At 68.6% G+C, this 19,948-nt stretch carries 26 protein-coding genes; 11 read left to right on the top strand and 15 right to left on the bottom strand.

What is annotated here, in order from left to right:
* Positions 1 to 45 precede the first annotated feature (45 nt).
* The 4 genes from ACFFGN_RS03165 to ACFFGN_RS03150 all read left to right on the top strand — a co-directional run bounded on the left by ACFFGN_RS03165 (position 46) and on the right by ACFFGN_RS03150 (position 3,212).
* Positions 46 to 813 (top strand): hypothetical protein, encoded by a 768-nt coding sequence (locus ACFFGN_RS03165; protein ID WP_380043734.1) that lies wholly within the window; start codon positions 46 to 48, stop codon positions 811 to 813.
* A gap of 38 nt (positions 814 to 851) precedes the next feature.
* A complete protein-coding gene (locus tag ACFFGN_RS03160) occupies positions 852 to 1,310 on the top strand; it encodes a pyridoxamine 5'-phosphate oxidase family protein (RefSeq protein WP_380043733.1) in 459 nt (152 codons plus the stop codon).
* Between the two features lie 163 nt (positions 1,311 to 1,473).
* Positions 1,474 to 2,115, top strand: coding sequence for an RNA polymerase sigma factor (locus ACFFGN_RS03155; protein WP_380043732.1), 642 nt, complete (start codon positions 1,474 to 1,476; stop codon positions 2,113 to 2,115).
* The gene (locus tag ACFFGN_RS03150; RefSeq protein ID WP_380043731.1) at positions 2,115 to 3,212 is read left to right on the top strand and encodes a CU044_5270 family protein; all 1,098 of its coding nucleotides are present in this window, start codon (positions 2,115 to 2,117) and stop codon (positions 3,210 to 3,212) included. Before ACFFGN_RS03155 ends, ACFFGN_RS03150 begins: the two co-directional genes overlap by 1 nt.
* 58 nt (positions 3,213 to 3,270) lie before the next feature.
* On the opposite strand, the gene ACFFGN_RS03145 is transcribed toward ACFFGN_RS03150, so the two are convergent.
* Positions 3,271 to 3,543 carry a WhiB family transcriptional regulator gene (locus ACFFGN_RS03145; protein WP_380043883.1) on the bottom strand — a complete coding sequence of 91 codons (273 nt, stop codon included), beginning with the start codon at positions 3,541 to 3,543 and terminating at the stop codon, positions 3,271 to 3,273.
* A 212-nt stretch (positions 3,544 to 3,755) separates the two neighbouring features.
* Between ACFFGN_RS03145 and gnd the strand changes: the two genes are divergently transcribed.
* The 3 genes from gnd to ACFFGN_RS03130 all read left to right on the top strand — a co-directional run bounded on the left by gnd (position 3,756) and on the right by ACFFGN_RS03130 (position 6,552).
* The gene (gnd, locus tag ACFFGN_RS03140; RefSeq protein WP_380043730.1) at positions 3,756 to 5,201 is read left to right on the top strand and encodes an NADP-dependent phosphogluconate dehydrogenase; all 1,446 of its coding nucleotides are present in this window, start codon (positions 3,756 to 3,758) and stop codon (positions 5,199 to 5,201) included.
* Positions 5,202 to 5,393: 192 nt separating this feature from the next.
* Positions 5,394 to 5,855 carry a DUF6319 family protein gene (locus ACFFGN_RS03135; protein ID WP_380043729.1) on the top strand — a complete coding sequence of 154 codons (462 nt, stop codon included), beginning with the start codon at positions 5,394 to 5,396 and terminating at the stop codon, positions 5,853 to 5,855.
* A 133-nt stretch (positions 5,856 to 5,988) separates the two neighbouring features.
* A complete protein-coding gene (locus tag ACFFGN_RS03130; RefSeq protein ID WP_380043728.1) occupies positions 5,989 to 6,552 on the top strand; it encodes a DUF6817 domain-containing protein in 564 nt (187 codons plus the stop codon).
* Positions 6,553 to 6,790: 238 nt separating this feature from the next.
* Here ACFFGN_RS03130 and ACFFGN_RS03125 read toward each other — a convergent pair whose 3' ends face one another.
* Positions 6,791 to 7,138 carry a hypothetical protein gene (locus tag ACFFGN_RS03125; RefSeq protein WP_380043726.1) on the bottom strand — a complete coding sequence of 116 codons (348 nt, stop codon included), beginning with the start codon at positions 7,136 to 7,138 and terminating at the stop codon, positions 6,791 to 6,793.
* A 102-nt stretch (positions 7,139 to 7,240) separates the two neighbouring features.
* On the opposite strand from ACFFGN_RS03125, the gene ACFFGN_RS03120 reads away from it, so the two are divergent.
* The gene (locus ACFFGN_RS03120; protein WP_380043725.1) at positions 7,241 to 7,660 is read left to right on the top strand and encodes a hypothetical protein; all 420 of its coding nucleotides are present in this window, start codon (positions 7,241 to 7,243) and stop codon (positions 7,658 to 7,660) included.
* 73 nt (positions 7,661 to 7,733) lie between these two features.
* On the top strand, positions 7,734 to 8,096 hold the full coding sequence (locus ACFFGN_RS03115; RefSeq protein WP_380043724.1) for a hypothetical protein: 363 nt from the start codon (positions 7,734 to 7,736) through the stop codon (positions 8,094 to 8,096).
* 36 nt (positions 8,097 to 8,132) lie between these two features.
* Here the strand turns inward: ACFFGN_RS03115 and ACFFGN_RS03110 are convergent, their stop codons facing one another.
* The 10 genes from ACFFGN_RS03110 to ACFFGN_RS03065 form a co-directional block, all read right to left on the bottom strand.
* Positions 8,133 to 8,861, bottom strand: a complete 729-nt coding sequence (locus tag ACFFGN_RS03110) for a PIG-L deacetylase family protein (protein WP_380043723.1) — start codon at positions 8,859 to 8,861, stop codon at positions 8,133 to 8,135.
* 9 nt (positions 8,862 to 8,870) lie between these two features.
* Positions 8,871 to 10,172, bottom strand: a complete 1,302-nt coding sequence (locus ACFFGN_RS03105; protein ID WP_380043722.1) for a D-arabinono-1,4-lactone oxidase — start codon at positions 10,170 to 10,172, stop codon at positions 8,871 to 8,873.
* Positions 10,169 to 11,323: an amino acid deaminase/aldolase gene (locus ACFFGN_RS03100; RefSeq protein ID WP_380043721.1), complete on the bottom strand. Its 1,155-nt coding sequence runs from the start codon at positions 11,321 to 11,323 to the stop codon at positions 10,169 to 10,171. Before ACFFGN_RS03100 ends, ACFFGN_RS03105 begins: the two co-directional genes overlap by 4 nt.
* A gap of 45 nt (positions 11,324 to 11,368) precedes the next feature.
* On the bottom strand, positions 11,369 to 12,097 hold the full coding sequence (locus ACFFGN_RS03095; RefSeq protein ID WP_380043720.1) for a hypothetical protein: 729 nt from the start codon (positions 12,095 to 12,097) through the stop codon (positions 11,369 to 11,371).
* The gene (locus ACFFGN_RS03090) at positions 12,094 to 13,239 is read right to left on the bottom strand and encodes a M15 family metallopeptidase (RefSeq protein ID WP_380043719.1); all 1,146 of its coding nucleotides are present in this window, start codon (positions 13,237 to 13,239) and stop codon (positions 12,094 to 12,096) included. The genes ACFFGN_RS03095 and ACFFGN_RS03090 overlap by 4 nt, the downstream gene beginning before the upstream one ends.
* Before the next feature lie 28 nt (positions 13,240 to 13,267).
* Positions 13,268 to 13,534, bottom strand: a complete 267-nt coding sequence (locus ACFFGN_RS03085) for a hypothetical protein (protein ID WP_380043718.1) — start codon at positions 13,532 to 13,534, stop codon at positions 13,268 to 13,270.
* A 108-nt stretch (positions 13,535 to 13,642) separates the two neighbouring features.
* Positions 13,643 to 14,749, bottom strand: coding sequence for a succinyldiaminopimelate transaminase (gene dapC / locus ACFFGN_RS03080; protein ID WP_380043717.1), 1,107 nt, complete (start codon positions 14,747 to 14,749; stop codon positions 13,643 to 13,645).
* Positions 14,746 to 15,672: an alpha/beta fold hydrolase gene (locus tag ACFFGN_RS03075; protein WP_380043716.1), complete on the bottom strand. Its 927-nt coding sequence runs from the start codon at positions 15,670 to 15,672 to the stop codon at positions 14,746 to 14,748. Before ACFFGN_RS03075 ends, dapC begins: the two co-directional genes overlap by 4 nt.
* A gap of 52 nt (positions 15,673 to 15,724) precedes the next feature.
* On the bottom strand, positions 15,725 to 16,321 hold the full coding sequence (locus ACFFGN_RS03070; RefSeq protein ID WP_380043715.1) for a TetR/AcrR family transcriptional regulator: 597 nt from the start codon (positions 16,319 to 16,321) through the stop codon (positions 15,725 to 15,727).
* Between the two features lie 33 nt (positions 16,322 to 16,354).
* Entirely contained in the window at positions 16,355 to 16,858 is a 504-nt protein-coding gene (locus ACFFGN_RS03065) for a MarR family winged helix-turn-helix transcriptional regulator (RefSeq protein WP_380043714.1), read from the bottom strand.
* A 96-nt stretch (positions 16,859 to 16,954) separates the two neighbouring features.
* Between ACFFGN_RS03065 and ACFFGN_RS03060 the strand changes: the two genes are divergently transcribed.
* Complete coding sequence (locus ACFFGN_RS03060) at positions 16,955 to 17,332, top strand: DoxX family protein (protein ID WP_380043713.1); 378 nt, start codon at positions 16,955 to 16,957, stop codon at positions 17,330 to 17,332.
* A 78-nt stretch (positions 17,333 to 17,410) separates the two neighbouring features.
* On the opposite strand, the gene ACFFGN_RS03055 is transcribed toward ACFFGN_RS03060, so the two are convergent.
* From ACFFGN_RS03055 to ACFFGN_RS03045, 3 genes are read right to left on the bottom strand one after another with little or no spacing between them, the layout of a single operon-like run.
* Complete coding sequence (locus tag ACFFGN_RS03055) at positions 17,411 to 17,752, bottom strand: GroES family chaperonin (protein WP_446685162.1); 342 nt, start codon at positions 17,750 to 17,752, stop codon at positions 17,411 to 17,413.
* Complete coding sequence (locus tag ACFFGN_RS03050; RefSeq protein ID WP_380043712.1) at positions 17,749 to 18,024, bottom strand: DUF3618 domain-containing protein; 276 nt, start codon at positions 18,022 to 18,024, stop codon at positions 17,749 to 17,751. Before ACFFGN_RS03050 ends, ACFFGN_RS03055 begins: the two co-directional genes overlap by 4 nt.
* Positions 18,025 to 18,079: 55 nt before the next feature.
* A complete protein-coding gene (locus ACFFGN_RS03045; RefSeq protein ID WP_380043711.1) occupies positions 18,080 to 19,132 on the bottom strand; it encodes a glucose 1-dehydrogenase in 1,053 nt (350 codons plus the stop codon).
* Between the two features lie 88 nt (positions 19,133 to 19,220).
* Between ACFFGN_RS03045 and bcp the strand changes: the two genes are divergently transcribed.
* Entirely contained in the window at positions 19,221 to 19,688 is a 468-nt protein-coding gene (bcp, locus tag ACFFGN_RS03040) for a thioredoxin-dependent thiol peroxidase (RefSeq protein ID WP_380043710.1), read from the top strand.
* Positions 19,689 to 19,948: the final 260 nt, after the last annotated feature.

Below are 19,948 nucleotides of genomic sequence, written 5' to 3'. Positions count from 1 at the left end.
CCTCAAGCCCTCGTTCACTGGCACGTCGCGAAGAGAGGCACTGAGATGGCGAAGCTCGGCATGGAGACGGTCACGACGGCGGCGGAGGGTTTGCTGCGCGGTGGCCAGTGGGAGGCGGCCCGACACCTTCTGGCGACTGCTGTGCCCGAAAACTCCGCGGAACGCCTGAAGCTCGCAAAAGCGCAGGCGGAACTCGCTGTCGACCAGGACTTCTTCCAGGGCACAGACACCGCTCCGGCCAAACTCGACGTACTAGCCGGTTTTGTCGATGCGGAGGACCAGTGGGACTTCGACCTGCTCCAACTCCGGTATGACTACTTCGACGCGCTGTTCCACCCCGACGAGCGCACGCCGGACACGGGCGACCTGCTGGCCGCAAGGGCGGCTGAGCTGCGCCAGACCGCCGTAGACGATCGACGTGCCGGAACGGTCTCGTTCTACTGCGGGCTCATTGAGGACAACCTGCGGGGTGATTCACCCAAGGCCTTCCCCTACTACAGCGAGGCCCTGGCGCTTGGGGAGAAGGCTGGAGACGATCTACTGGTTGGCTTCGCGCTTCGGCACCTTGGGGACCACGCGCACATGTCGGGAGACCTGGAGCTGGCTCGGACGCAATGGGAGCGGTCGACCGAAGTACGGCAGGCCGCCGGACACGTACTCGGCGTACTGGCCCAGCAGATCCTACTGGCGCGGCTGACCGTGGACGAGGGCGATCCAGCCGCTGCACGCGGCATTGCCACGGAGGTACGCCGGTGGGGCGCCGTACTGGAGATCGACTGGTTGGTCCGCCAGGCCGACGAACTGCTGGCCTAGGCCGCTTCTAGTGTTGGCAGTCGACACTAGGAGGACGTATGACCCCGCCGCCCCGCGATCTGAAGCAGCGCGTCCAGGACACGCTCGAGAGGCTGCAGCAAGAGGTGGATGCTTGGGTCGCGACAGCGTCGGCCGGGGACGACGTGCCCTACCTGACTCCACTGTCGTACCTGTGGGAAGACGGCACGCTGCTGCTCTCGACCGCCGGATCCACTCCGGCCGGGCGGAACCTCCTGGCCAACGGCAAGGTCCGCCTAGCGATCGGGCAGACCCGGGACGTCGTGCTGGTCCATGGGAGCACCGAGGCGATTCCGGCGGCGGAACTCGACGCCGCAACTGGGGACGCCTTCGCGGCGCGCACCGGGTTCGACCCGCGGACGCTGAGTACGCCGTACTTCTACTTCCGGGTCCGGCCGGATCGCATCCTCGCGTGGCGCGAGGAGAACGAACTGGCCGGACGGGTCGTCTTCCGCGACGGCGCCTGGCTCGCCGCCTGAGCCGTTGGCAGGGGTTGCCGGCCGGCGAGGTTGAGCCGGGCGGGAATTAGTTTGGGCTGTCGAGAAGGATCCGCGCCGCTGCGGGCAAGTGTGCATCGATCCGTCCGGTAGCGCCGCTGCCGCGGGACCCTCGGGCCCCGTCGACGGCTGAGGTAGGAGCTCGATGACCACCCTGATCGACGATCCCCCGGTCACCGGCACCGCCAGCGCCGAGGAGGCCGCCGCGGACGCCGAGGCGATCACGGCTTCGGTGCGGGACCCGGACCGCTTCACCCCGATCTTCGACCGGCACTTCGCGGCGATTCACGCGTACGTCGCACGGCGGCTGGGCGTGCAGGCCGCCGACGACCTCGCGGCCGAGACATTCCTGATCGCGTTCCGCCAGCGGCACCGGTTCGACCGGCGGCACGGCATCGCCCGCGGCTGGCTGTTCGGTATCGCCACCAACTTGATCCGGCGCTACCAGCGCGACCAGATCCGCGGCCGTCGCGCCGTCGCCCGGGTCGGGCCGCCGCCCACCGACGGCGCCCACGATGATCCCGTCGCCGCGAACGTGACCGCGCATCTGACCAGCGAACCCCTGAGCGACGCGCTCGCCCGGGTCAAACCCAAGGACCTCGAAGTCCTGCTGCTGGTCGCGTTCGCCGAACTGACCTACGAGGAGACCGCGGCCGCACTCGGTATCGCCTACGGCACCGTCTGTTCCCGCCTCTCCCGCGCCCGCCGCGTGATCCGCGACTCCCTCGGCCACGACGCCGACTCTGCTCCCGGCCCTGATGCCGACTCTGCTCAGAAGGACCTGTGATGACTGAACTGAACGATCTGCTCGCCGCCTCCCCCACGCCTGAGCCCGCCTCTCCGGACGTGGTTCGCGGCGCCCGCGGTGATCTCCAGAACCTGGTTCGCGAGGCCCGCGTCACCCCTCGCCGTACCTGGCTGACCGCGCACCGCCGCGGTCTGCTCACCGCCGGCGCCGCCACGGTCGCGATCGGCGCACTCGGCGGTTCCCTGCTGCTGTCCGGCGGGAACCCGGCCGACTCGGAACCGCCCACTCAGGCCGGACCGGCACCGGTGATCACGACGGATCGGGTTGAAACCAGCGGCCAACTGCTGCTCGCCGCGGCAACGCACGCCGAGATGCAGGCCACCTCGGGCAAGTACTTCCGGAACCGCCAGCTGAGCATCTTCCGCTCCCAGCGGGTCGGCCCCGACAAGGCGTCGTACCGGTTGGAGCAGCAAACCCTGATCGAGGACTGGACCGGCGCACCCGGCCAGAAGTCGTACTACTCCAACCGCCACCTCGGCGCGAAGCCCGCCACGGCCGCGGACCGCCAGAAGTGGCTCGCCGACGGCGCCCCGAAGCAGTGGAACCTCGGTCCGGCCGACACCGCCGAAGCGCGCGACGTGATCATCACGATGGGCCCGGGCAAGCCGCGATTCGGTGTGGCCGACGGCTCCGGCCGCTACTACCTGCTCGGCGACAAGGGCCAGACCGCCGAGGAGATCGCCCAACTGCCGACCGATCCGGCCGCCCTGCGCGCGCTCTTCCTCAAGACCAAGCCGGCCGGAGTGTCCGACGCCGGCTGGCTCGTGGGCATGACCCAGAACCTGCTGTTCTCCACGCCCGCGCCGCCCGCCGTTCGCGCCGCCGCCTTCCGCATGCTCGCGAACGTGCCCGGCCTCAAGGTCGAACCCGGCCTCCACGACCGCCTCGGCCGCGCCGGCACCGGCATCACCGTCAACGAGAACGGCGACCTCCGCCAACTCATCATCGAACCCACCACCGGCCGCCTCCTTTCCAGCCGCGCGAACAGCCAGAACCTCAAATTCGGCGAATCCCTCGCCCTCGAATCCGGCTGGACCAACGCCACCCCCAAGCCCTTGAGCACCACCGTCAAGTAGGACCTTCGGGTGCCCGAAGGCCGATCAGGCCTTCGGGCATTCACCTGCATCTGCCGCTTTAGGCGGGGCGGCGGGTTTCAGGGATGGTTGGGCGGCTTGGGTGGCCTCGGCGGCGGCCGTTGAGGAAGCGTTCGCCGGCAGCGGTGCCGGTGAAAGCGGTTTGGCGGGCCCAGTCGCGGCACTGGTCGAGCACCGGGCACTGGGTCAAGCAGATCTCGCGGGCCTTGCGCTGCTGCCGGGCGCTGGCGGTCTCGTCGTACGCGGGGGCTTGGCCGATACAGGCCGCCTGGGTCATCCAGCGGTCGGCGGGGTCGGCGATCACGGTCAGCATCGGTCTCACTGGGCAATAATCTCAACTGGATTACTGTACTTTGGCGTGCGTCTCAGCTCGCGGACTCTCGCAGCGGGCCGAAGCGGGTTATCCCGCGTGGGAATCAGGCTGAGCGGAGAGCGGTTGCCCCCTGCTGTACGTCCGTCTTTGTCTGAACAGCAGACTGGTGATCGTTTGGTTCGTCGTTCAGCCCTCACCCGCAGGAGACCTTGATGAGCTCAGCCGCTCCAGCCCAGATCGCCGTCACCGGCCTGGCCACGATGGGCCGCAACCTGGCCCGGAACCTCGCCCGCAACGGGTTCCGCGTGGCCGTGCACAACCGCAGCCAGGCCAAGACCGACGCGCTGATCGCGGAGTTCGCCGACGAGGGCGACTTCACGCCCGCGGCCGATCTGCCCGCACTGGTCGCCGCGCTGGAGTCGCCGCGCAAGGTCATCATCATGGTCAAGGCCGGGGCGCCGACCGACGCTGTCATCGACGAGCTGGTGCCGCTGCTGGACGAGGGTGACATCGTCGTCGACGCCGGCAATGCGCACTTCGCCGACACCCGCCGCCGGGAGAACGCGCTGCGCGAGAAGGGCCTGCACTTCGTCGGCGCCGGCGTTTCCGGTGGCGAAGAGGGCGCGCTGCTCGGGCCGAGCATCATGCCGGGTGGTTCGCCCGAGGCGTACGCGGCGCTCGAGCCGATGCTGACCAAGATCGCCGCCCACGTCGGCGACGAGGCCTGCTGCTCTCACGTCGGCCCCGACGGCGCGGGCCACTTCGTGAAGATGCTGCACAACGGCATCGAGTACGCCGACATGCAGCTGATCGCCGAGGCGTACGACCTGCTCCGCCGGGTCCTCGGTCTCAAGCCCGCCGAACTGGCCGAGGTCTTCCGCACCTGGAACTCTGGCGACCTGGAGTCGTTCCTGATCGAGATCACCGCCGAGGTACTGGACCAGGTCGACGAATCGAGCGGCGGTCCGTTCGTGGACGTCGTACTGGATCAGGCCGAGCAGAAGGGCACCGGCCGCTGGACCGTGCAGAGCGCCCTCGACCTCGGTATTCCCGTCAGCGGCATGGCCGAGGCCGTGTTCGCCCGTTCGCTGTCGGGAGACGTTCAGCGCCGCACGGCGGCCAGTGGTGTGCTCCCCGGGCCGGAGGACGTTCCGAGCGACGTCGACCGGGACAAGTTCATCGACGACGTACGGCACGCCTTGTACGCCTCGAAGCTCGTGGCCTACGCACAGGGCTTCGACGCGATCCGCGCGGCCAGCGACGAGTACGAGTGGAACATCGACCTGGGCGAGGTCTCCAAGCTCTGGCGAGCCGGCTGCATCATCCGCGCAAGCTTCCTCGATCGCATCAAGGAGGCCTACGACCGCGATGCGGACCTGCCATCGCTACTGGTCGACGACTACTTCAAGAACGCCGTCGGCGAGGCGCAGGACTCCTGGCGCCGCGTCGTCGCTACGGCGGCCACGGTCGGCGTACCGGCTCCGGGCTTCTCTGCCGCGTTGTCGTACTACGACGGCCTGCGCGCCGAGCGCCTGCCGGCCTCGCTGATCCAGGGCCTGCGCGATCTCTTCGGCGCGCACACGTACCGGCGAATCGACCGCGACGGCAGCTTCCACCTGGAGTGGGCCGGGGATCGCAAGGAGCACCAGACGGACTGAAGTGCTTTGAGCCGGCCGGATCCGTTCGGCCGGCATTGATTCAGCCGGCCAGGTGGCAGCTCGGGTTGAACGGGTGTTTCCAGGCGGCGGAGGCGTTGATTTCGCTTTTAGTCGAACGTGTGTTCTACTGTGAGCACAGCGCCTTCGTCGCTCCCCGTGCGGCGAAGCAGGTATGAGGAGTTCGCCGCAACCATGACTGTAGACACTCTCACCGCAGAGCCCGGTATCACCGACAGCGACACGCAGGTCACTCCGGAGTCCCAGGAGAGCGCGCCCGTGTCCGAAGCCGGTGCGTCCCAGCCCGCTGAGCCGAAGCCCGCTGCCTCCGAGGCGACCGCCGAGGTCGTGGAGAAGCCGAAGAAGCGCGCGACCGCCGGCAAGAAGACCAAGACCATGGAGCTCACGCTCACCGTCACCGGCACCGCCGATGGCGAGTGGACCGCCGAGCTGAAGCAGGGCAGCAGCTACCTGGCCCGTGGTCTCGCCGTCGCCGCCGCGGCCGTTTCGCGTGCGGCCAAGGAACTGCACGAGGACCTGTCCGGCCCGATCGACGAGGTCATCGACGCCGCCCGCGAGCAGCAGGCCGCCCGCGTGGCAGCACTGGAGGCCGAGCTCGAGGCCGCGCGCAGGACGCTCGCCGACCTCGCCGAGTAGTAGGCGGTGAGCTTGTTCGCCCGGTGATGTGGTGACGACACTCACAGTCACCGGGCGAGCCGCCTCCGCACGTCGTACGGTGTTTTCCCGGACGTCATTCGGTGTTTGCCCGGGCGGATCGCGGAGGCAGCAAATGACCACTGTCGAAGACCTTGACGGCTTGCTATTAGTGCGCGGCGCCGATGACCTCGAGCATGCCGGCGGCACTTTGTTCGTGCACCTTCACCGCGTCGCGCGGCGCTTGTCCGGCCTCGGCGCCTCCCAGGATCTTGTGCTGGCGGCGCTGGCCCATGCGGCCTACGGGACCGACGGATTCCCGTCGAGCCTGTTCGACTGGCAGACCGAGCGCGGGGTGCTGAGTTCGGTGATCGGTGCCGAGGCGGAACAACTCGTCTATCGCTATGGATGCTGCGCCCGCGAGGCCAGTTGGCCAGGGCTGGCCGAGCATCGAACCGTGCAGGACCGGTTCACCGGCGCCAGCTACGAGCTGACCGATGACGAGCTGCGGGACTTCGCGGACCTGAGCATCGTGAACGAGCTGGACGTGCTCGACCACGCGCCCGATCTCGAACCGCAATTGCACGGCTACCTCGCCGACCTGGTGCCGCGCTGGACCCACATCCTCTCGCCGGCCGTCCGCGACCACGCCCAGGAACGCCTCGGCATCCGCGCCGGCCTTACCCCCGAACCCAGCTAGCACCCTCTCCGCATTCGTCGGCCCGTCTCGGCTCTCCCCTGCCCACCAAAAGGGCGCAGGGATGAGTGCGCACTCCCGACGCCGCGACTGACGCCCAGAGGCAGCGGTGGGCACACCGGCCGCCCGAAGTGACCAACAGCCGTGTGGGAAGTGACGACCGGCCGCGCGTGCGGAGGTGGCGGCGGGCGGGTGAAGCGACGGATGGCTGGGTGGGCTGGGCAGCGGGTGGGGTGGGCGGTTAGCCGTGGGCGAAGCCGCGGGTGGCGCCTAGCCAGAGGGCGATCAGGGCGCCGCCGAGGCCTACGGCGGCACAGACCCAGATGGGCAGTGGGGTGGTGACGATCGGTACGGCGAAGGCGAGTGGGCCGCAGTAGATGCCGGCCAGTTGCGGGTTTTGCTTCGACCAGCGCAGTAGCGCGGACACGGGTGCGCCGAGCGGCGCGAGCAGGACCGCGACCACGATCGCGATTATCCAGCCGCGGCGCTCGTAGGCCAGCGCCGACAGCAACAGCCAGATCAGTGGACCGAAAACGCGCAGCCACCATGGCGGCTGCCAATCGGCGTTCCCAGTGTCAACCTGCACCACGAGCGGCGCCTCCTCCGCGCGAACCTGACCCGTCAGGAAAGAGTCTTGCAGGTGATCGGCGAAAACCTGGAAAACAGCCCCTCGCCGACAGATGATCGATACATGGCCCGCTACGAAGTCATCGCTCGCGCACAGGTCGGCCGGCAGTTGTCCCGGACCGACGCCATCGACCTCACCCTCAAGGGCCGCACGCTGCAGGAGGGAATGCGCTTCGAGCGCGTCGAGCCCCTGCCGAACGGCGAGATCGCCGTAGTGCTCAAGCGCAGCCTCAACGCCCGCAAGTCCGACCGCGCCCACGAACTCACCCAGCGCTCGTTGGCGGTCCTGGGTATTCCGGCGAGCCAGGTCAGCCGGATCGACGTACATCGACTCAGCCGGAAGAACGGCCGTGCCCTCGTTCGTTCCTGGTCAGGCCCTTCCGGCCCGACCGACCCCGGCACGGCAGGTGATCGCGAGCCACGCAACCCGCTGCCGTCCCCGCCGTATCTGCAAGCACGTCTCGACCTCCCCCGGGAGGCGTGACACCCGCTCCAACGACGGAAGCGGTTGGCGCTGACGTCTGGACGTCGGACAGGCCGGGCCGGATCATCGGAAGATGGCGCGGTACGACGTCGTCGTGCGGGTACGAACCGGCTGGCCTGTTTCAGCCTCCGGCCTTGCCCACGTGCGCCGGGTCGGCCGCCAACTGCCAGGCCGATGCCGTCTGCGCGGGATTCTCGTTTTCACCGAGGGGTTCGTCGAACTGACCTTCCGCATGCAGAGTCCGGGCCCGCAGGAGGCGATCCAGCAGGCCCGGCTACTGCTGCCCCGGTTCGACCTGCCGCGTCACACGTTGCGCCGCGTCGAGATCCGCCGCCCGCACCCTCTCCCCAGCCACCGGGCCCTCCTGGCGATCTGGCACCCGCGGCCAACTCCCACCACCCCAGGCCCACCAACCGGCACCCGAGCCGCCGCCTAAGCCCACGGGCGGCTAGTGTCCTGAGTCGGAAGTTCACTAGGACCAGCTGAGGTTGTAGAGCTCGAAGGGCGCGGCGAAGGTTGTGCCCAGCGCCGTACCGGTCTGGCGCGAGAGGCCTTCGAGGAACTCGGCCGGGTCGAAGTGTTCCCAGCCCAGGCCGTCGATGTAGGCCTTGTGCGCCTTGAGCGAGTCCACTCCGGCTTGGAAGGTGTCAGTGGTGTCGACGGCGTGACGGGCTTCGGGTGAGCCCGCGGCCCAGACCTGGCGTACGCCGCCCCAAGGCTCGCCACCTTCGCCCGGGAAGATCCAGCGGTTACCGGCATCGCGAACGGCATCCAGTACGGCGCGGCCGGTCGCGATGTGGTCCGCCTGGTTGAGGAATCCGCCCGGAAAGGTGTCGCGGAAGTTCCCGGTGATGACGATCTCCGGACGGTGCCGCCGGACCACGCCCGCGAGGATGCGCCGCAGGTCGACGCCGTACTCCAGAATGCCGTCGGGCAGACCGAGGAACTCGACCACGTCCACGCCGACGATCCGGGCCGACTCGATCTGCTCGGCCTCGCGAACCACCCGGGCCTCGTCCGGCGCGAGACCGTCGATACCGGCCTCGCCGGAGGTCACCATGCAGTAGGCGATCTCCTTGCCCTGACCGGTCCAGCGGGCGATCGCGGCGGCCGCGCCGAACTCCATATCGTCGGGATGGGCGACGATCGCAAGCGCGCGTTCCCAGTTCTCGTCCAGCGGTTCGAGCGGCTGCAGTGTCATGCCCGCAGGTTAGTCGCCGAAGACCTGCCGGGTGTAGGCGTTAGCGAACACCCGCTGCGGGTCTACCCGTTCGCGCACCGCCAGGAAGTCCCCGAACCGCGGGTAGCTGCGAGCGAGGTCGTCCGCCTTGAGCGTGTGCAGCTTGCCCCAGTGCGGACGCCCACCGACGGCCCGGGCGATCGCTTCGAAGGCGGCGAAGTACCGCTCGTGCGGCAGCCGGTGGTACTGGTGGATCGCGACGTACGCCGTCTCGCGGCCGTAGGCGGTCGACAGCCAGACGTCATCCGGCGCGGCCACCCGCACCTCGATCGGAAACGGGATGTGCTCGCCGGAGGCGTCGATCCACGCCCGCAGTTCGCGTACCACCCCGGGGAGTTCTGCCCGCGGTACGGCGTACTCGGACTCCTTGAAGCGCACGTTCCGTTCGGTGCAGAAAACCCGGTACGACGCGTCGACGTACTCGCGGGCGGTCAGGGCCCGGGAGGCGATCGCGTTGATCCGCGGTACGACGCTGGGTCGTAGCGCGCCGAGGCGGTTCGTCAGTTCGAAGACGCGGTTCGACAGCAGATCGTCGTCGAGCCAGCCGCGGAACCGCCCCACCGGCTTGGCGGCCACCTCAGGCCCGACCCGGTTGTTCCGTTTCGTCAGCGCGAGCGCGGTGTGCGGGAACCAGTAGAACTCGAAGTGGTCGTTGCCCTCGGCAAGTTCATCGAATCGGTCCAGCACGGCCGCCAGCGGCATGGGGCCTTCCTGCGCGCGCAGCAGGTACGCCGGTACACATTGCAAGGTGAGTGAGGCCAGTACGCCGAGTGCGCCAACCGAGATCCGGGCCGCGTGGAAGAGGTCCGGGTCCTCCGTAGCCGAGCACGACACCACCTCGCCGGTCGCGGTGACCAGGTTGAGGCCGACAACCTGCGTGGCGAGACCACCGAGGCGTGCGCCCGTACCGTGCGTGCCGGTGGAGATCGCGCCCGCAAGAGTCTGCTGATCGATATCGCCGAGGTTGGCCATGGCCAGGTCGAGCCCAGCGAGGCCCTGGTTGAGCTTGTGCAAGGGCGTTCCCGCGCCGACGACGACCCGGCCCGTTGCGCGGTCGGCCGCCTCGATCGACGCCAGACCGTCCAGCCGGACCATCACCTCGGCCGGTACGGCGCACCCGGTGAAGGAATGACCGGAGCCGACGGCCTTCAACCGCTTGCCCGAGGCGGCAGCGGCCCGCACGGCAGAGGCCAGTTCATCGACCGAGCCGGGCGTCAGCACCTCGGCCGGGGTGGCGGTCTCGGTCCCGGCCCAGTTGCTCCAGCGCGTCACCCGAAGTTCTTCCCTTCACCCCGGTAGGTCGGCAGCGGAGTCAGTTCGCCGTCCTCGATCGCGTACAACGTGTTGAACCGCTCGCACATCTCGCCGGCCTTGGCGTGACGCATCCAGACCCGATCGCCGATGCGCAGGCGGTCGGCCGCCTCACCGCGGAGCGGCGTCTGCACTTCACCCGCGCCTTCGGTGTTGACGAGCTTGAGACCGAGCGGCCAGCTGGGCGTGGGCAGCCGGTTCTTGCCGGCGGCGCCGCTGGCGATGTATCCGCCGCCGAACATGGTCGCGAACCCACGCCCCGGCCGACGTACGACGCTGAGGGCGAAGGCGACGGCGGGCTCGGGTTTGAAGACGTCGTACCGGTCGAAGAGGGTCGGGCCGAACAGGCCGGAACCAGCGGTGACCTCGGTGACCACCGGGTCCGCACTGCTGACCTCGAGGCTGCCACTGCCGCCGCTGTTGACCAGCGTGACGGAACCGATCTGCTTGACGGCGTCCACGACCGCGCCGCGCCGATCGGCCAGTTCCGCGACGGACCGGCGCTTCACCCAGCGCACCGCCGGGGAGGTGTCGGGCAGGCCGGCGATCTGGGCCTCGTAGAACATCACCCCGACCAGCTCGAATCGGTTGTCCTGGGCAACAAGCCGGGCGAGGGCCTGGACCTGCGCCGGCGTGCGCAACGGAGATCGCCGCACGCCGAGGTGCTGCCCGAGCAGTCGCAGCGAGGCATCCACGTCGAGGCATACCCGGATCCGGGCACCATCGGGAGCCGCCGAGCGGATCAGGTCGAGCTGCTCCTGGTCATCGACCATCAGGGTGATCCGGGCCGCGACCTCGGGATCGGCCGCCAGCTCGCGCAGCGCGGCCCGGTGCACGGTCGGATAGCCCATCAGGATGTCGTCGATACCGTTGCGGGCGAGCCAGATCGCCTCCGGCAGCGCATACGTCATCACGCCCTGGAAGCCCGGCCGGGCCAGCGCCTCGGCCAGCAGGGAACGGCAGCGCACCGATTTGGCGGCCACCCGGATCGGCGTACCTGCGGCGCGCCGGACCAGATCGTCCGCGTTCCGGCGAAAGGCCGCCATATCGACCACCGCGAACGGCGGATCGAGCTGGGCGGTCAGTGGTCCGTAGCTGCTGAAATCGGCCATGTTCGCAGTGTAGGCAGCAAGAACTGAAAGTTAATACAACTTCGACTACTTCTCCATCACAGCAGCTAATTCCTTGGCCGCTCGACGGCTCCACGCGAGGTCTGCCGCGGCCTCCCCGGTCGCACTCGCCAAGAGGCCGACGGACGAGCCCTGGACGACGGAGACCTCCATGAACGACTCGCCCCCGGCATACCGACGGATGGCAGCTGCGGCCGACTGCTCTTCCCACTGCGGCTGGACCGTGAGTTGGCCCTTGCCGCACGCGCGCATCCGCAGGCCGTAGCCCTGGAAGTACGCGGCGGCCTGTTCAGGCTTCCCGAACCGCAGCAGCAACGCGGTCGCCGGGGCACCTTTGGCGTTGCGATAGCTGCCTTGCAGGGCATGAGCGGGTACAGGCATCGCCGTGTCCGGGAGCGGCTGAGAACACCCAATAGGCAGCGCCTCGAATGCCGCCTGGTGCGGGTCTCTCCGCCGGGTCCAGGTCTTGTTGCCCTGGAATCCGACTTCCGCGCCGCCCGGGTCGTCGTACGTCTTCCAGCCACTACCAAGCGCCGTGGGCTTCGGGAGGTTCCCAGGCTTGACCGGACCCGCCGAAGCCGGTGGAGGTGCCGTGGCCTGCTCAGGCTTGTCCGGAGGCGTCGCCGCGTTAGTGGGAGTTGCCGAGGGTGCGGCGCTAGGAGTTGCCGAGGGCGAAGGCGATACCGCCGGCTCCTCAGAACAACCAGTGACAACAACTGCCAGCAGTACGGCGACAGCGCCCGCGGCCTTCATCATGGCTGGAAGTGCTGGTAGTCGGGATTACGCCACAGTGCGCCCCACACGTACGACTGAGCCAGCAGCGCCTTGGTGGGCGTACTCCCCCGGAAGAGCATGCCGGGACGGGCCGTACCGCGGTTGCGATAAGTGAGGCCGTTCTGCGGATACCAGACGCCGTTGGACGCGAGGTACGGGTTCTCGACCGTGTTGATGTCGATGGCATAGCCGTAGCTGTGCGGCGACAACGCATAGGGATTGCCCGTCACCTGGCGGCAGTTGAAGACCGAGGTGTTGTCGGCCTCCATCGCCTTGATGTCGCTACCGCCGAACACGTCGACCCGCTGCATGCGGCGAATCGGGAAGTGCGCGAGCAGACCGGCGTTCCATACCGTGATCATCTTCTGCACGGCGGCATCCCGCAGGATCAACTCGCCGCGATGCAGGCGGCCGTCGAATCCCCAGTGCGTGAGCACCAGCCGTCGCAGCTTCGACGGGCCCACCGGACAACCGGCACGGTAGGTCGACGGGATGTCCGCCGCGGTGATGGTCGAAACACGCGGGTTCAGGTAGGCGCGCACGTCGAAACTGGCCGCGCCCGAGTACTCGGCGGCGGACTCGACCGTCCGGGCCCGCACGGTCCACCGGCGCGGGTAGTTGTCCGGCACGGCGGCCCGGAAGTTGCCCTTGGCATCGATACTGACGGTGCGCAGCGCCCGCCAGGTACTACCGGCCGAGTAGTCGAGCACCACCTTGCGCCCAGCCTCGGCCGGAGTGACCTTGCCGGTGACGGCGACCCCGGTGAGGGCGACGTACGCCGGAGAAGGTCGGACCAATGCGATCGAGCGGTTGCTGATCGTGCCATAGCGAACGGGTGACAACGCGAGCGCGCCGGACCGGGACGCGCCGACGGCCGCCTGGAGCGTCGGCCGTCCGGGCGTTGGCCAGCTTCGGGTGATGCTGTACGCGCCGCCGGTGGTGGTACGGGTACTACCGCGCAAAACCCAACCGGAGCTGGTGTTCTGCCAGAGCGAGATGAACCAGCCGGACGCACCGCTGGACAACCGTCCGCGCAGCGTCACCGCCCGGTCCTCCCACTGGGCCGCGGGCTGGTCGAGCGTCAGCCCGAGCGCGACCGGCTCGACCGTCGGCTCGGGGTCCACCGGCTCGACAGGCTCAACCGGCGACGGCTCAGGCGTCGGCGAAGGCGTCGGCGAAGGCGTCGGCGATGGTCTCGGCTCCGGTGTTGGCGAGGTTGTCGGCGAGGGCGACACGACAGGCGTGGACGCAGGCGTTGAGCCAGCCGTTGATGAAGGCGTCACCGATGGTGCCGGCTCGTCCGTCAATGGTCCGGCGGCAGCCGGCGCTCCCCCGAGCAACACGATGAGCACGGTGGCAACACCGGCCGTTTTCCTGAGCATGCTCAGACCCTTCTCCCCCGGAGCCATGCGGCTCCACGCCTGTCACCTACACAGACGTTCCCCCGGCATCAAGATGTCACACGCGTTCGCGACATTTCGAAACCCCGCCTACTCCATAGACGCACGCCAGGGCCCAGAGGTTGGATCAACCGGCCAAACGTTTTGCCGCCGCGTCCACGCGCTCGTCGGTCCCGGTCAGCGCCACCCGCACGTGCCGCTCTCCCGCGGCACCGTAGAAGACGCCCGGCGCGACCAAAATCCCCAGTTCCGCCAGGGCCGCGACCGACCCGTAGGCGTCGTACGACGGGTGCGTGGCCCACAGGTACAGCCCGCCTTGCGACAGGCTGATCACCCAGCCTGCGGCGGTGAGCGCCTCGCGCAGCACCTCGCGGCGACGCAGGTATCGCCCGCGCTGCTCCTCGACATGCTCGTCATCGGCGAACGCGACGGCCATCGCGGCCTGAATCGGCGCGGGCACCATCAAACCGGCGTGCTTACGAACCGCCAGCAGTTCCGTGACCACCTGCTCGTCCCCGGCGACAAAGCCCGCGCGGTAGCCTGCCAGGTTCGAGCGCTTCGAGAGCGAGTGGACCGCCAGCAGGTTCGCGTGGCTGCCGCCGCAGATGTCCGGGTGCAGGACCGACGCGGGCTTCGCGTCCCACCCGAACTCGGCGTAGCACTCGTCGCTCACCAGTAGGACGTCGTTCGCCCGGGCCCACTCCACCGCCTGGCGGAGTTCCTCGGCGGAGGTGATCTCCCCACTCGGGTTGCGCGGCGAATTGAGGTACGCGATCCGCACGGGCCCCGCGTCGTACCCGATCGGCGTAGTCACCGGGAGGCTCGTCGCCCGGGCAAGCGCGGCACCGGCCTCGTACGTCGGGTAGGCCAGGTCAGGGATCAGAACGGTGTCACCCGCGCCAACGCCGAGCAGCGTCGGCAGCAACATGATCAGCTCCTTGGTACCGATCACGGGCAGTACGCCGCGCTGCGGGTCCACCCCGGGTACGCCGAGGCGCCGGGTCATCCAGTCCACCGCCGCCTGCCGCGCCACCGACGTCCCGAGAGTGGTCGGGTACGCCGGGGCGTCGGCCGCCTCAGCCAGCGCTGTCCGGATCAGTGGCGGGACCGGGTCCACCGGACTGCCGATGGAGAGGTCCACGATGCCGTCGGGATGAGCGGCCGCCTTCTCCTTGTAGGGGACGAGCTTGTCCCACGGGAAGTCGGGCAACCGGCTGGAGGTCTTTTCCGTCACCCCGGCATTGTCTCCCGGGCCGGCTCCGCCGCCGCCGCGACCGCCTGATCCGTGGACAGGAAGTCCGTCACCGACAGGACGACGAGCGGGTCGCGCAGGATCCGGTTGTGCCCGAGCCCTGCCGTGAGCTCGAGCCGGGCGCCCGGCCAGACCTTGGCGATCTGCTCGGAGCCCGTGTACGGCGTTTCGGCATCACCGCGGTCATGAATGGCCAGCAGCGACGGCAGATCCCGCTCCTCCACCAGCTCGTCGATGATGCGGACCACCTCGAACGTCTCCAGCGGCCGCCCGATCCGCCGGATGAACCGCCGCCTGAACCGCCGCTCGATCCGCGGGCCGAACCCGAGCATGCGCCGGAAGTGGCCGAGCGCGGTCGCGAAGTCCGTCGCGGCCGAAAGGTAGACGACCCGCCGCGCGCTCAACCCCTCCGCGAGCGCCAACGTGGTGGCCGCCGCGCCGAAGGAGTGCGCCACCACGCCGTACGCCGGACCGTGCGCGGCGATCATCGCGCGCAGGGCGTCGGCGAACTCCGGCATCGTCGAGGTACCAGGCCCGAACTCGCCGGGATCGGACGCGCCATGGCTCGGTACGTCGAACGCGATGACGCGGAATCCCGACTCGAGCAGCGGCGGAACGAACGCGGCCAGCTGCAAGGCCCAGCCACCCCAGCCGTGGAAGAGGTAGACCGTCGGCCCGGAGCCCCACGCCGTACCGCGAACGGTCCGGCCGTTCAGCGCGGCCTCGACCGGCGTCCCAGGTGGTAGCTCGACGCGAAGCCGCTGCACGTGTTCCGGCACCACCGGCAGGCGGAACCAGGCCCGGTCCAGCATTCGCGCGCCGACGCTGGGCGCGGCGTACTCCAGGGCGCGGAAGGTGGCTCGCAGGAGAATAAACCGACCGTTCGTGCTTTTCTTTGAACTCACGTCCGCGCTCCTCAGGATGGGGATCTTCAGGGGATGAGAGAGTGACAGGGGGTCAGGGCCGGCGGGCCTGGAGCAGTGCCTCGAAGGCGGCGCGGGCCCGGTCCTCGGCCTTGGGATCGGCCAGCAATCGGCTGGCCCGATGGTGGGCGAGCAGTACCCCCTCCAGATCGAAGGCGAACTGCTCGGGATCGGCGTCCGCAGCGAAGTGCCCCTCGCTGACCCCGGTGCGGAAAACCGCCGCCAGCGTGTCGATGTAGTCACGCTCGGTCTCGACCAGCCGGTCCCGGACCGCACTGGGTGTGTCGTCATCGAGCTCGGCGGAGGTCTTCATGAACAAACAGCCGCCCGGCAGGGAGAGATCTCCGGTGTCCCACCGCAGCAGCCGATCGAACAACGCGCGCAGGCGGGGCTCACCGCGCGGCACCTTGACGGCCGGCCGGACCACCACGTCGGCGAAGTAGTGGGCGCCGGCATCGAGCACGGCGACCTGGAGTTGCTCCTTGGAGCGGAAGTGCGCGAACAGGCCGCTCTTGGACATCCCGGTGCGATCCGCCAGCGTGCCGATGGTCAGGCCGCGAAAACCGACCGTGCTGGCCATCGCCATGGCCTCGCGCAGCACCGCCGTCCGGGTGGCCTCGCCTTTACTCACCCGCCCATAAAAGCACGACCGGTCGGTCGGCCGCTACCCCTTTGGCACGGTCGGGCAACTCTCCGCCGGGTCGACGCGCTCGAGAATCGCCTCGCCGATCTCCCGCAACTGGCTGATCTGCTCGGGCGTGAGGGCGTCGATCACGTATCCGCGGGCCGCCTCGACATGACCAGGCGCGCTCGCCGCGAGCTTGGCGAATCCCTCGTCGGTCAGCTCGGCCATGGTGATCCGGCCATCCTGGGCCGACGGTTTGCGCCGGATCCAGCCTCGCGTCTCCAACCGCTTCACCACGTGGGACAACCGGGACAGCGATCCGTTCGCGAACAAGGCGAGCCTGCTCATCGGCAGCATTCGCTCCGGCGCGTCGGAGAGCCCGGCAAGAACCAGATACTCGAAATGACTGAGGCCGGCGTCTCGCTGCAGCTGCACGTCAAGCGCGGACGGCAGCTTGATCAGCACCGCGGTCAGCGTCATCCACGCGCGCAGCTCATCGGGCGACAGCCAGTTCGGCGCGGCGATCTCGGATGACTCGGACATGCAGCCATCATAGCTGTCATGGTTGACGCTTCAAGTCAATCGCTCTACGCTCTGACTTGAAGCGTCAATTAATTCTCTCGCAGAAGCGGAAACGCCATGAATGTCGTGCTCTGGATCGCCGCCGGCCTGCTCGCCGCCATCTTCCTCATGGGGGGCTTGGTCAAGGCGACCCAGTCCAAGGAAAAGCTGGTCACCGACCCGAGAATGGGCTGGACCGTCGACTTCCCGGCCGGCCTGATCAAAACCATCGGGATACTCGAGGTGCTCGCAGCGATCGGCCTGATCCTGCCCGCCGTACTGGACATCGCGCCGATCCTGGTGCCGCTGGCCGCGACCGGGCTGGTGATCGTGATGATCGGCGCGATCGTCGTGCACGCGCGCCGCAAGGAATACCAGCCGGTGGTGATGAACGTGGTCCTGCTCGTACTGGCAGCCTTCGTCGCGATCTTCCGCTTCGGCCCGAACGCGTTCTGATCGCTCGGACCACCACGCCCGGGCTGCGTTGGTCAGCCCGGGTTCTCGGCGGCCTGGCGATGCCGGGCCTCCAGGTGGTCAGAGGTAGAGGCCGGTCTGGCCGTCTTCGAGGCGGCCGGCCGCGACCGCGTGCAGATCGCGTTCGCGCAGCAGCACGTAGTCGTCACCGCGGACCTCGACCTCAGCCCGGTCCTCCGGGTCGAACAGCACCCGGTCGTCGACCTCCACCGTGCGCACGTTGGCGCCGACCGCGACGACCTTGGCCCAGGCCAGCCGACGGCCCATCTGAGCGGTCGCCGGGATCAGAATGCCGGCGGAGGACTTTCGCTCGCCGCCTTCGGGATCGAGCGCGACCAGGACGCGGTCGTGCAGCATCCGGATCGGCAGCTTGTCGTCGTTCGCGCGCTTGCGAGTCGTCACCGGCGGCTCACCAGCTTGCGGATCAGCAGCAGGATGCCGATGACGCCCAGGGCGGCACCGCCCACCGCGACCAGCTTCTGGGTACGGAGATTGCCGTCGACGTCGAAGACCTGCGCCTTGGCCTGCTCGACCTGGCGCTTCGCGACGTTCTTGGGGTGGGCCTTGTCCATCAACTCGTCGACGGTCGCGGCCAGCCGGGCACGGGTGGCCGCGATGTCCGCCTCGATCTGCTCAGGGGTCCGAGCCGCTGTTGGTCTCGTGTCGCTGCTCATACCGTCATCCTCGCAGGTCGTTCCAGCACAGGTTCAATGAGCCGGGTCATGTCGGCTATGACTTCGGTCGCGATTCGCCGCTCAGGTCCACGACCACCTTGATGTCGTCCGGGCCCTTCTCCAGCGCCTCGGTCCACCGCTCCAGCGAAACCGTCCGGGTGATCAGCCTGCCGAGCCACTGCGGATCCGCCGCGGCCAGTACGTCGACGGCCTGGGCGTAGTGCCGCTTGCCCGCGTTGACCGATCCGACGATGGCGGCGTTCCGTACGACCAGTTGCCTGGTCAACGGGTCCATGGCCGCGTCGATCGTGTCGGTGCCGGGCGAGATGCCCGTGAGGCACATGATCCCGCCGGGGCCGAGCAGTCCCGCGCAGTCGAGGACCAGCTTGCCGTTGCCGGTGGCTTCGATCACGACATCCGGTACGACCTTCAGATCGCTCAAGTCGTTCAGGTACTCCCCGCCGAGGTCCTTGACCAGTTGCGGCTTGGGACCGTCGGTAGCCCGGTCGAGCACGTGGACGTAGTACCCGCGCTGCTGGGCGATCAGGGCCGCCATGAGGCCGATAGGCCCTGCGCCGGTGACAAGCACGTGCTCCGGCTCAAACCAGGAACGGGCGCCCACCTGGTCCACCTGCTCCCAGGCCTTCGTCAAGATGCTGGCGGGCTCCGTAAGTACGCCTAGGCGGCCCAGCTCGGGTGGGACCTTCACGGCGAAGTACGGATCCACCCGCCACTGCTGTGCGCCGTACCCGTCGGCCTCTTTGATCCCGCGCTCGGTGTACCGCCCGTTCCGGCAGAAATCCCAGTCGCCCCGGGCACACGCCGGGCACGGTTCCGGGTCAGGCCGCCGTACAACGCCGGCGACGAGATCACCCGCCGCGAAGCCTGAACCGGGTGGAGCCGACACCACCCGTCCAAGCGACTCGTGGCCGAGCACCATCCAGTCGGAGCCGCCTCGGCCGCTACCGAAGTCCCCGGCGGCTATCTCGACGTCCGTGCCGCAGATGCCGAGGAGGAGGCCGTCGACCAGTACGGACCCGTCAGCCGGATCTGGCTCGTCCACGTCCGTCACGGCGGCGGAATCCGGCGTCTTCGGTACTACGGTCATTGCCCGCATGAACCCACTCCACCCCCGTACGGCAGACTGTGCAAGTCACCTCGCCTGTCCCACCTGTCACATCTTGAGGGAGTCAGTCATGTCCGACCGTCTGTCCGTTGGCGATGCCGCACCGGAGTTCACGCTGCCCGACGCGGACGGCAATGAGGTCTCCCTGACCGATCTGCGCGGCAAGAACGTGATCATCTACTTCTACCCGGCCGCGATGACGCCGGGCTGCACGAAGCAGGCCTGCGACTTCCGCGACTCGCTCGACTCCCTGCAGGCCGCCGGGTACGCCGTACTCGGCATCTCGCCGGACAAGCCGGAGAAGCTGGCGAAGTTCCGCGACCGCGACGGTGTCACCTTTCCGCTGCTGAGCGACACGGAGAAGGCCGTTCTGCTCGCGTACGGCGCGTTCGGCGAGAAGACGATGTACGGCAAGAAGGTCACCGGGGTGATCCGGTCCACCTTCGTGGTCGACGCCGACGGCAAGATCGCGGTCGCGCAGTACAACGTGAAGGCCACCGGGCACGTCGCGAAACTGCGCCGGGATCTCGGCCTCTGAGTTCGGCCTCTGAGCCGCCTGGAAGTTCGGGCACCGAGTTCGGCCCGTGACTTCGGTAGCAGCGAGTAGGCATACAAACGTTTGAAGAGGAAAACCGGCTACCGTTTCATGATCGCCGGGTTACCGAACGGCCGAAATGCCGGTTCGGTACTGTGATTCGCGTCACACCGCATCTCACCGCGTGCCCACCGGGGAATTACGCAGGGTGATATATTTTGTCGAATTAGGCACTCAGTCCCTCGCATAGCCATTCATTGGTC

This window comes from Kribbella deserti (assembly GCF_042434725.1).
Lineage (GTDB): Bacteria > Actinomycetota > Actinomycetes > Propionibacteriales > Kribbellaceae > Kribbella > Kribbella deserti.
This window is presented reverse-complemented; position numbering and strand designations above follow the sequence as displayed.

Excerpts from the sequence above, each read along its gene's own strand:
- ACFFGN_RS03150 (WP_380043731.1), top strand. The coding sequence starts at position 2,115 with ATGACTGAACTGAACGATCTGCTCGCCGCCTCCCCCACGCCTGAGCCC.
- ACFFGN_RS03095 (WP_380043720.1), bottom strand. The coding sequence starts at position 12,097 with ATGATGAAGGCCGCGGGCGCTGTCGCCGTACTGCTGGCAGTTGTTGTC.
- ACFFGN_RS03145 (WP_380043883.1), bottom strand. The coding sequence starts at position 3,543 with ATGCTGACCGTGATCGCCGACCCCGCCGACCGCTGGATGACCCAGGCG.
- gnd (WP_380043730.1), top strand. The coding sequence starts at position 3,756 with ATGAGCTCAGCCGCTCCAGCCCAGATCGCCGTCACCGGCCTGGCCACG.
- ACFFGN_RS03155 (WP_380043732.1), top strand. The coding sequence starts at position 1,474 with ATGACCACCCTGATCGACGATCCCCCGGTCACCGGCACCGCCAGCGCC.
- ACFFGN_RS03110 (WP_380043723.1), bottom strand. The coding sequence starts at position 8,861 with ATGACACTGCAGCCGCTCGAACCGCTGGACGAGAACTGGGAACGCGCG.
- ACFFGN_RS03135 (WP_380043729.1), top strand. The coding sequence starts at position 5,394 with ATGACTGTAGACACTCTCACCGCAGAGCCCGGTATCACCGACAGCGAC.
- ACFFGN_RS03165 (WP_380043734.1), top strand. The coding sequence starts at position 46 with ATGGCGAAGCTCGGCATGGAGACGGTCACGACGGCGGCGGAGGGTTTG.
- ACFFGN_RS03045 (WP_380043711.1), bottom strand. The coding sequence starts at position 19,132 with ATGACCGTAGTACCGAAGACGCCGGATTCCGCCGCCGTGACGGACGTG.
- bcp (WP_380043710.1), top strand. The coding sequence starts at position 19,221 with ATGTCCGACCGTCTGTCCGTTGGCGATGCCGCACCGGAGTTCACGCTG.
- ACFFGN_RS03115 (WP_380043724.1), top strand. The coding sequence starts at position 7,734 with ATGGCGCGGTACGACGTCGTCGTGCGGGTACGAACCGGCTGGCCTGTT.
- ACFFGN_RS03100 (WP_380043721.1), bottom strand. The coding sequence starts at position 11,323 with ATGGCCGATTTCAGCAGCTACGGACCACTGACCGCCCAGCTCGATCCG.
- ACFFGN_RS03160 (WP_380043733.1), top strand. The coding sequence starts at position 852 with ATGACCCCGCCGCCCCGCGATCTGAAGCAGCGCGTCCAGGACACGCTC.
- ACFFGN_RS03050 (WP_380043712.1), bottom strand. The coding sequence starts at position 18,024 with ATGAGCAGCGACACGAGACCAACAGCGGCTCGGACCCCTGAGCAGATC.
- ACFFGN_RS03130 (WP_380043728.1), top strand. The coding sequence starts at position 5,989 with ATGACCACTGTCGAAGACCTTGACGGCTTGCTATTAGTGCGCGGCGCC.
- ACFFGN_RS03060 (WP_380043713.1), top strand. The coding sequence starts at position 16,955 with ATGAATGTCGTGCTCTGGATCGCCGCCGGCCTGCTCGCCGCCATCTTC.
- ACFFGN_RS03120 (WP_380043725.1), top strand. The coding sequence starts at position 7,241 with ATGGCCCGCTACGAAGTCATCGCTCGCGCACAGGTCGGCCGGCAGTTG.
- ACFFGN_RS03065 (WP_380043714.1), bottom strand. The coding sequence starts at position 16,858 with ATGTCCGAGTCATCCGAGATCGCCGCGCCGAACTGGCTGTCGCCCGAT.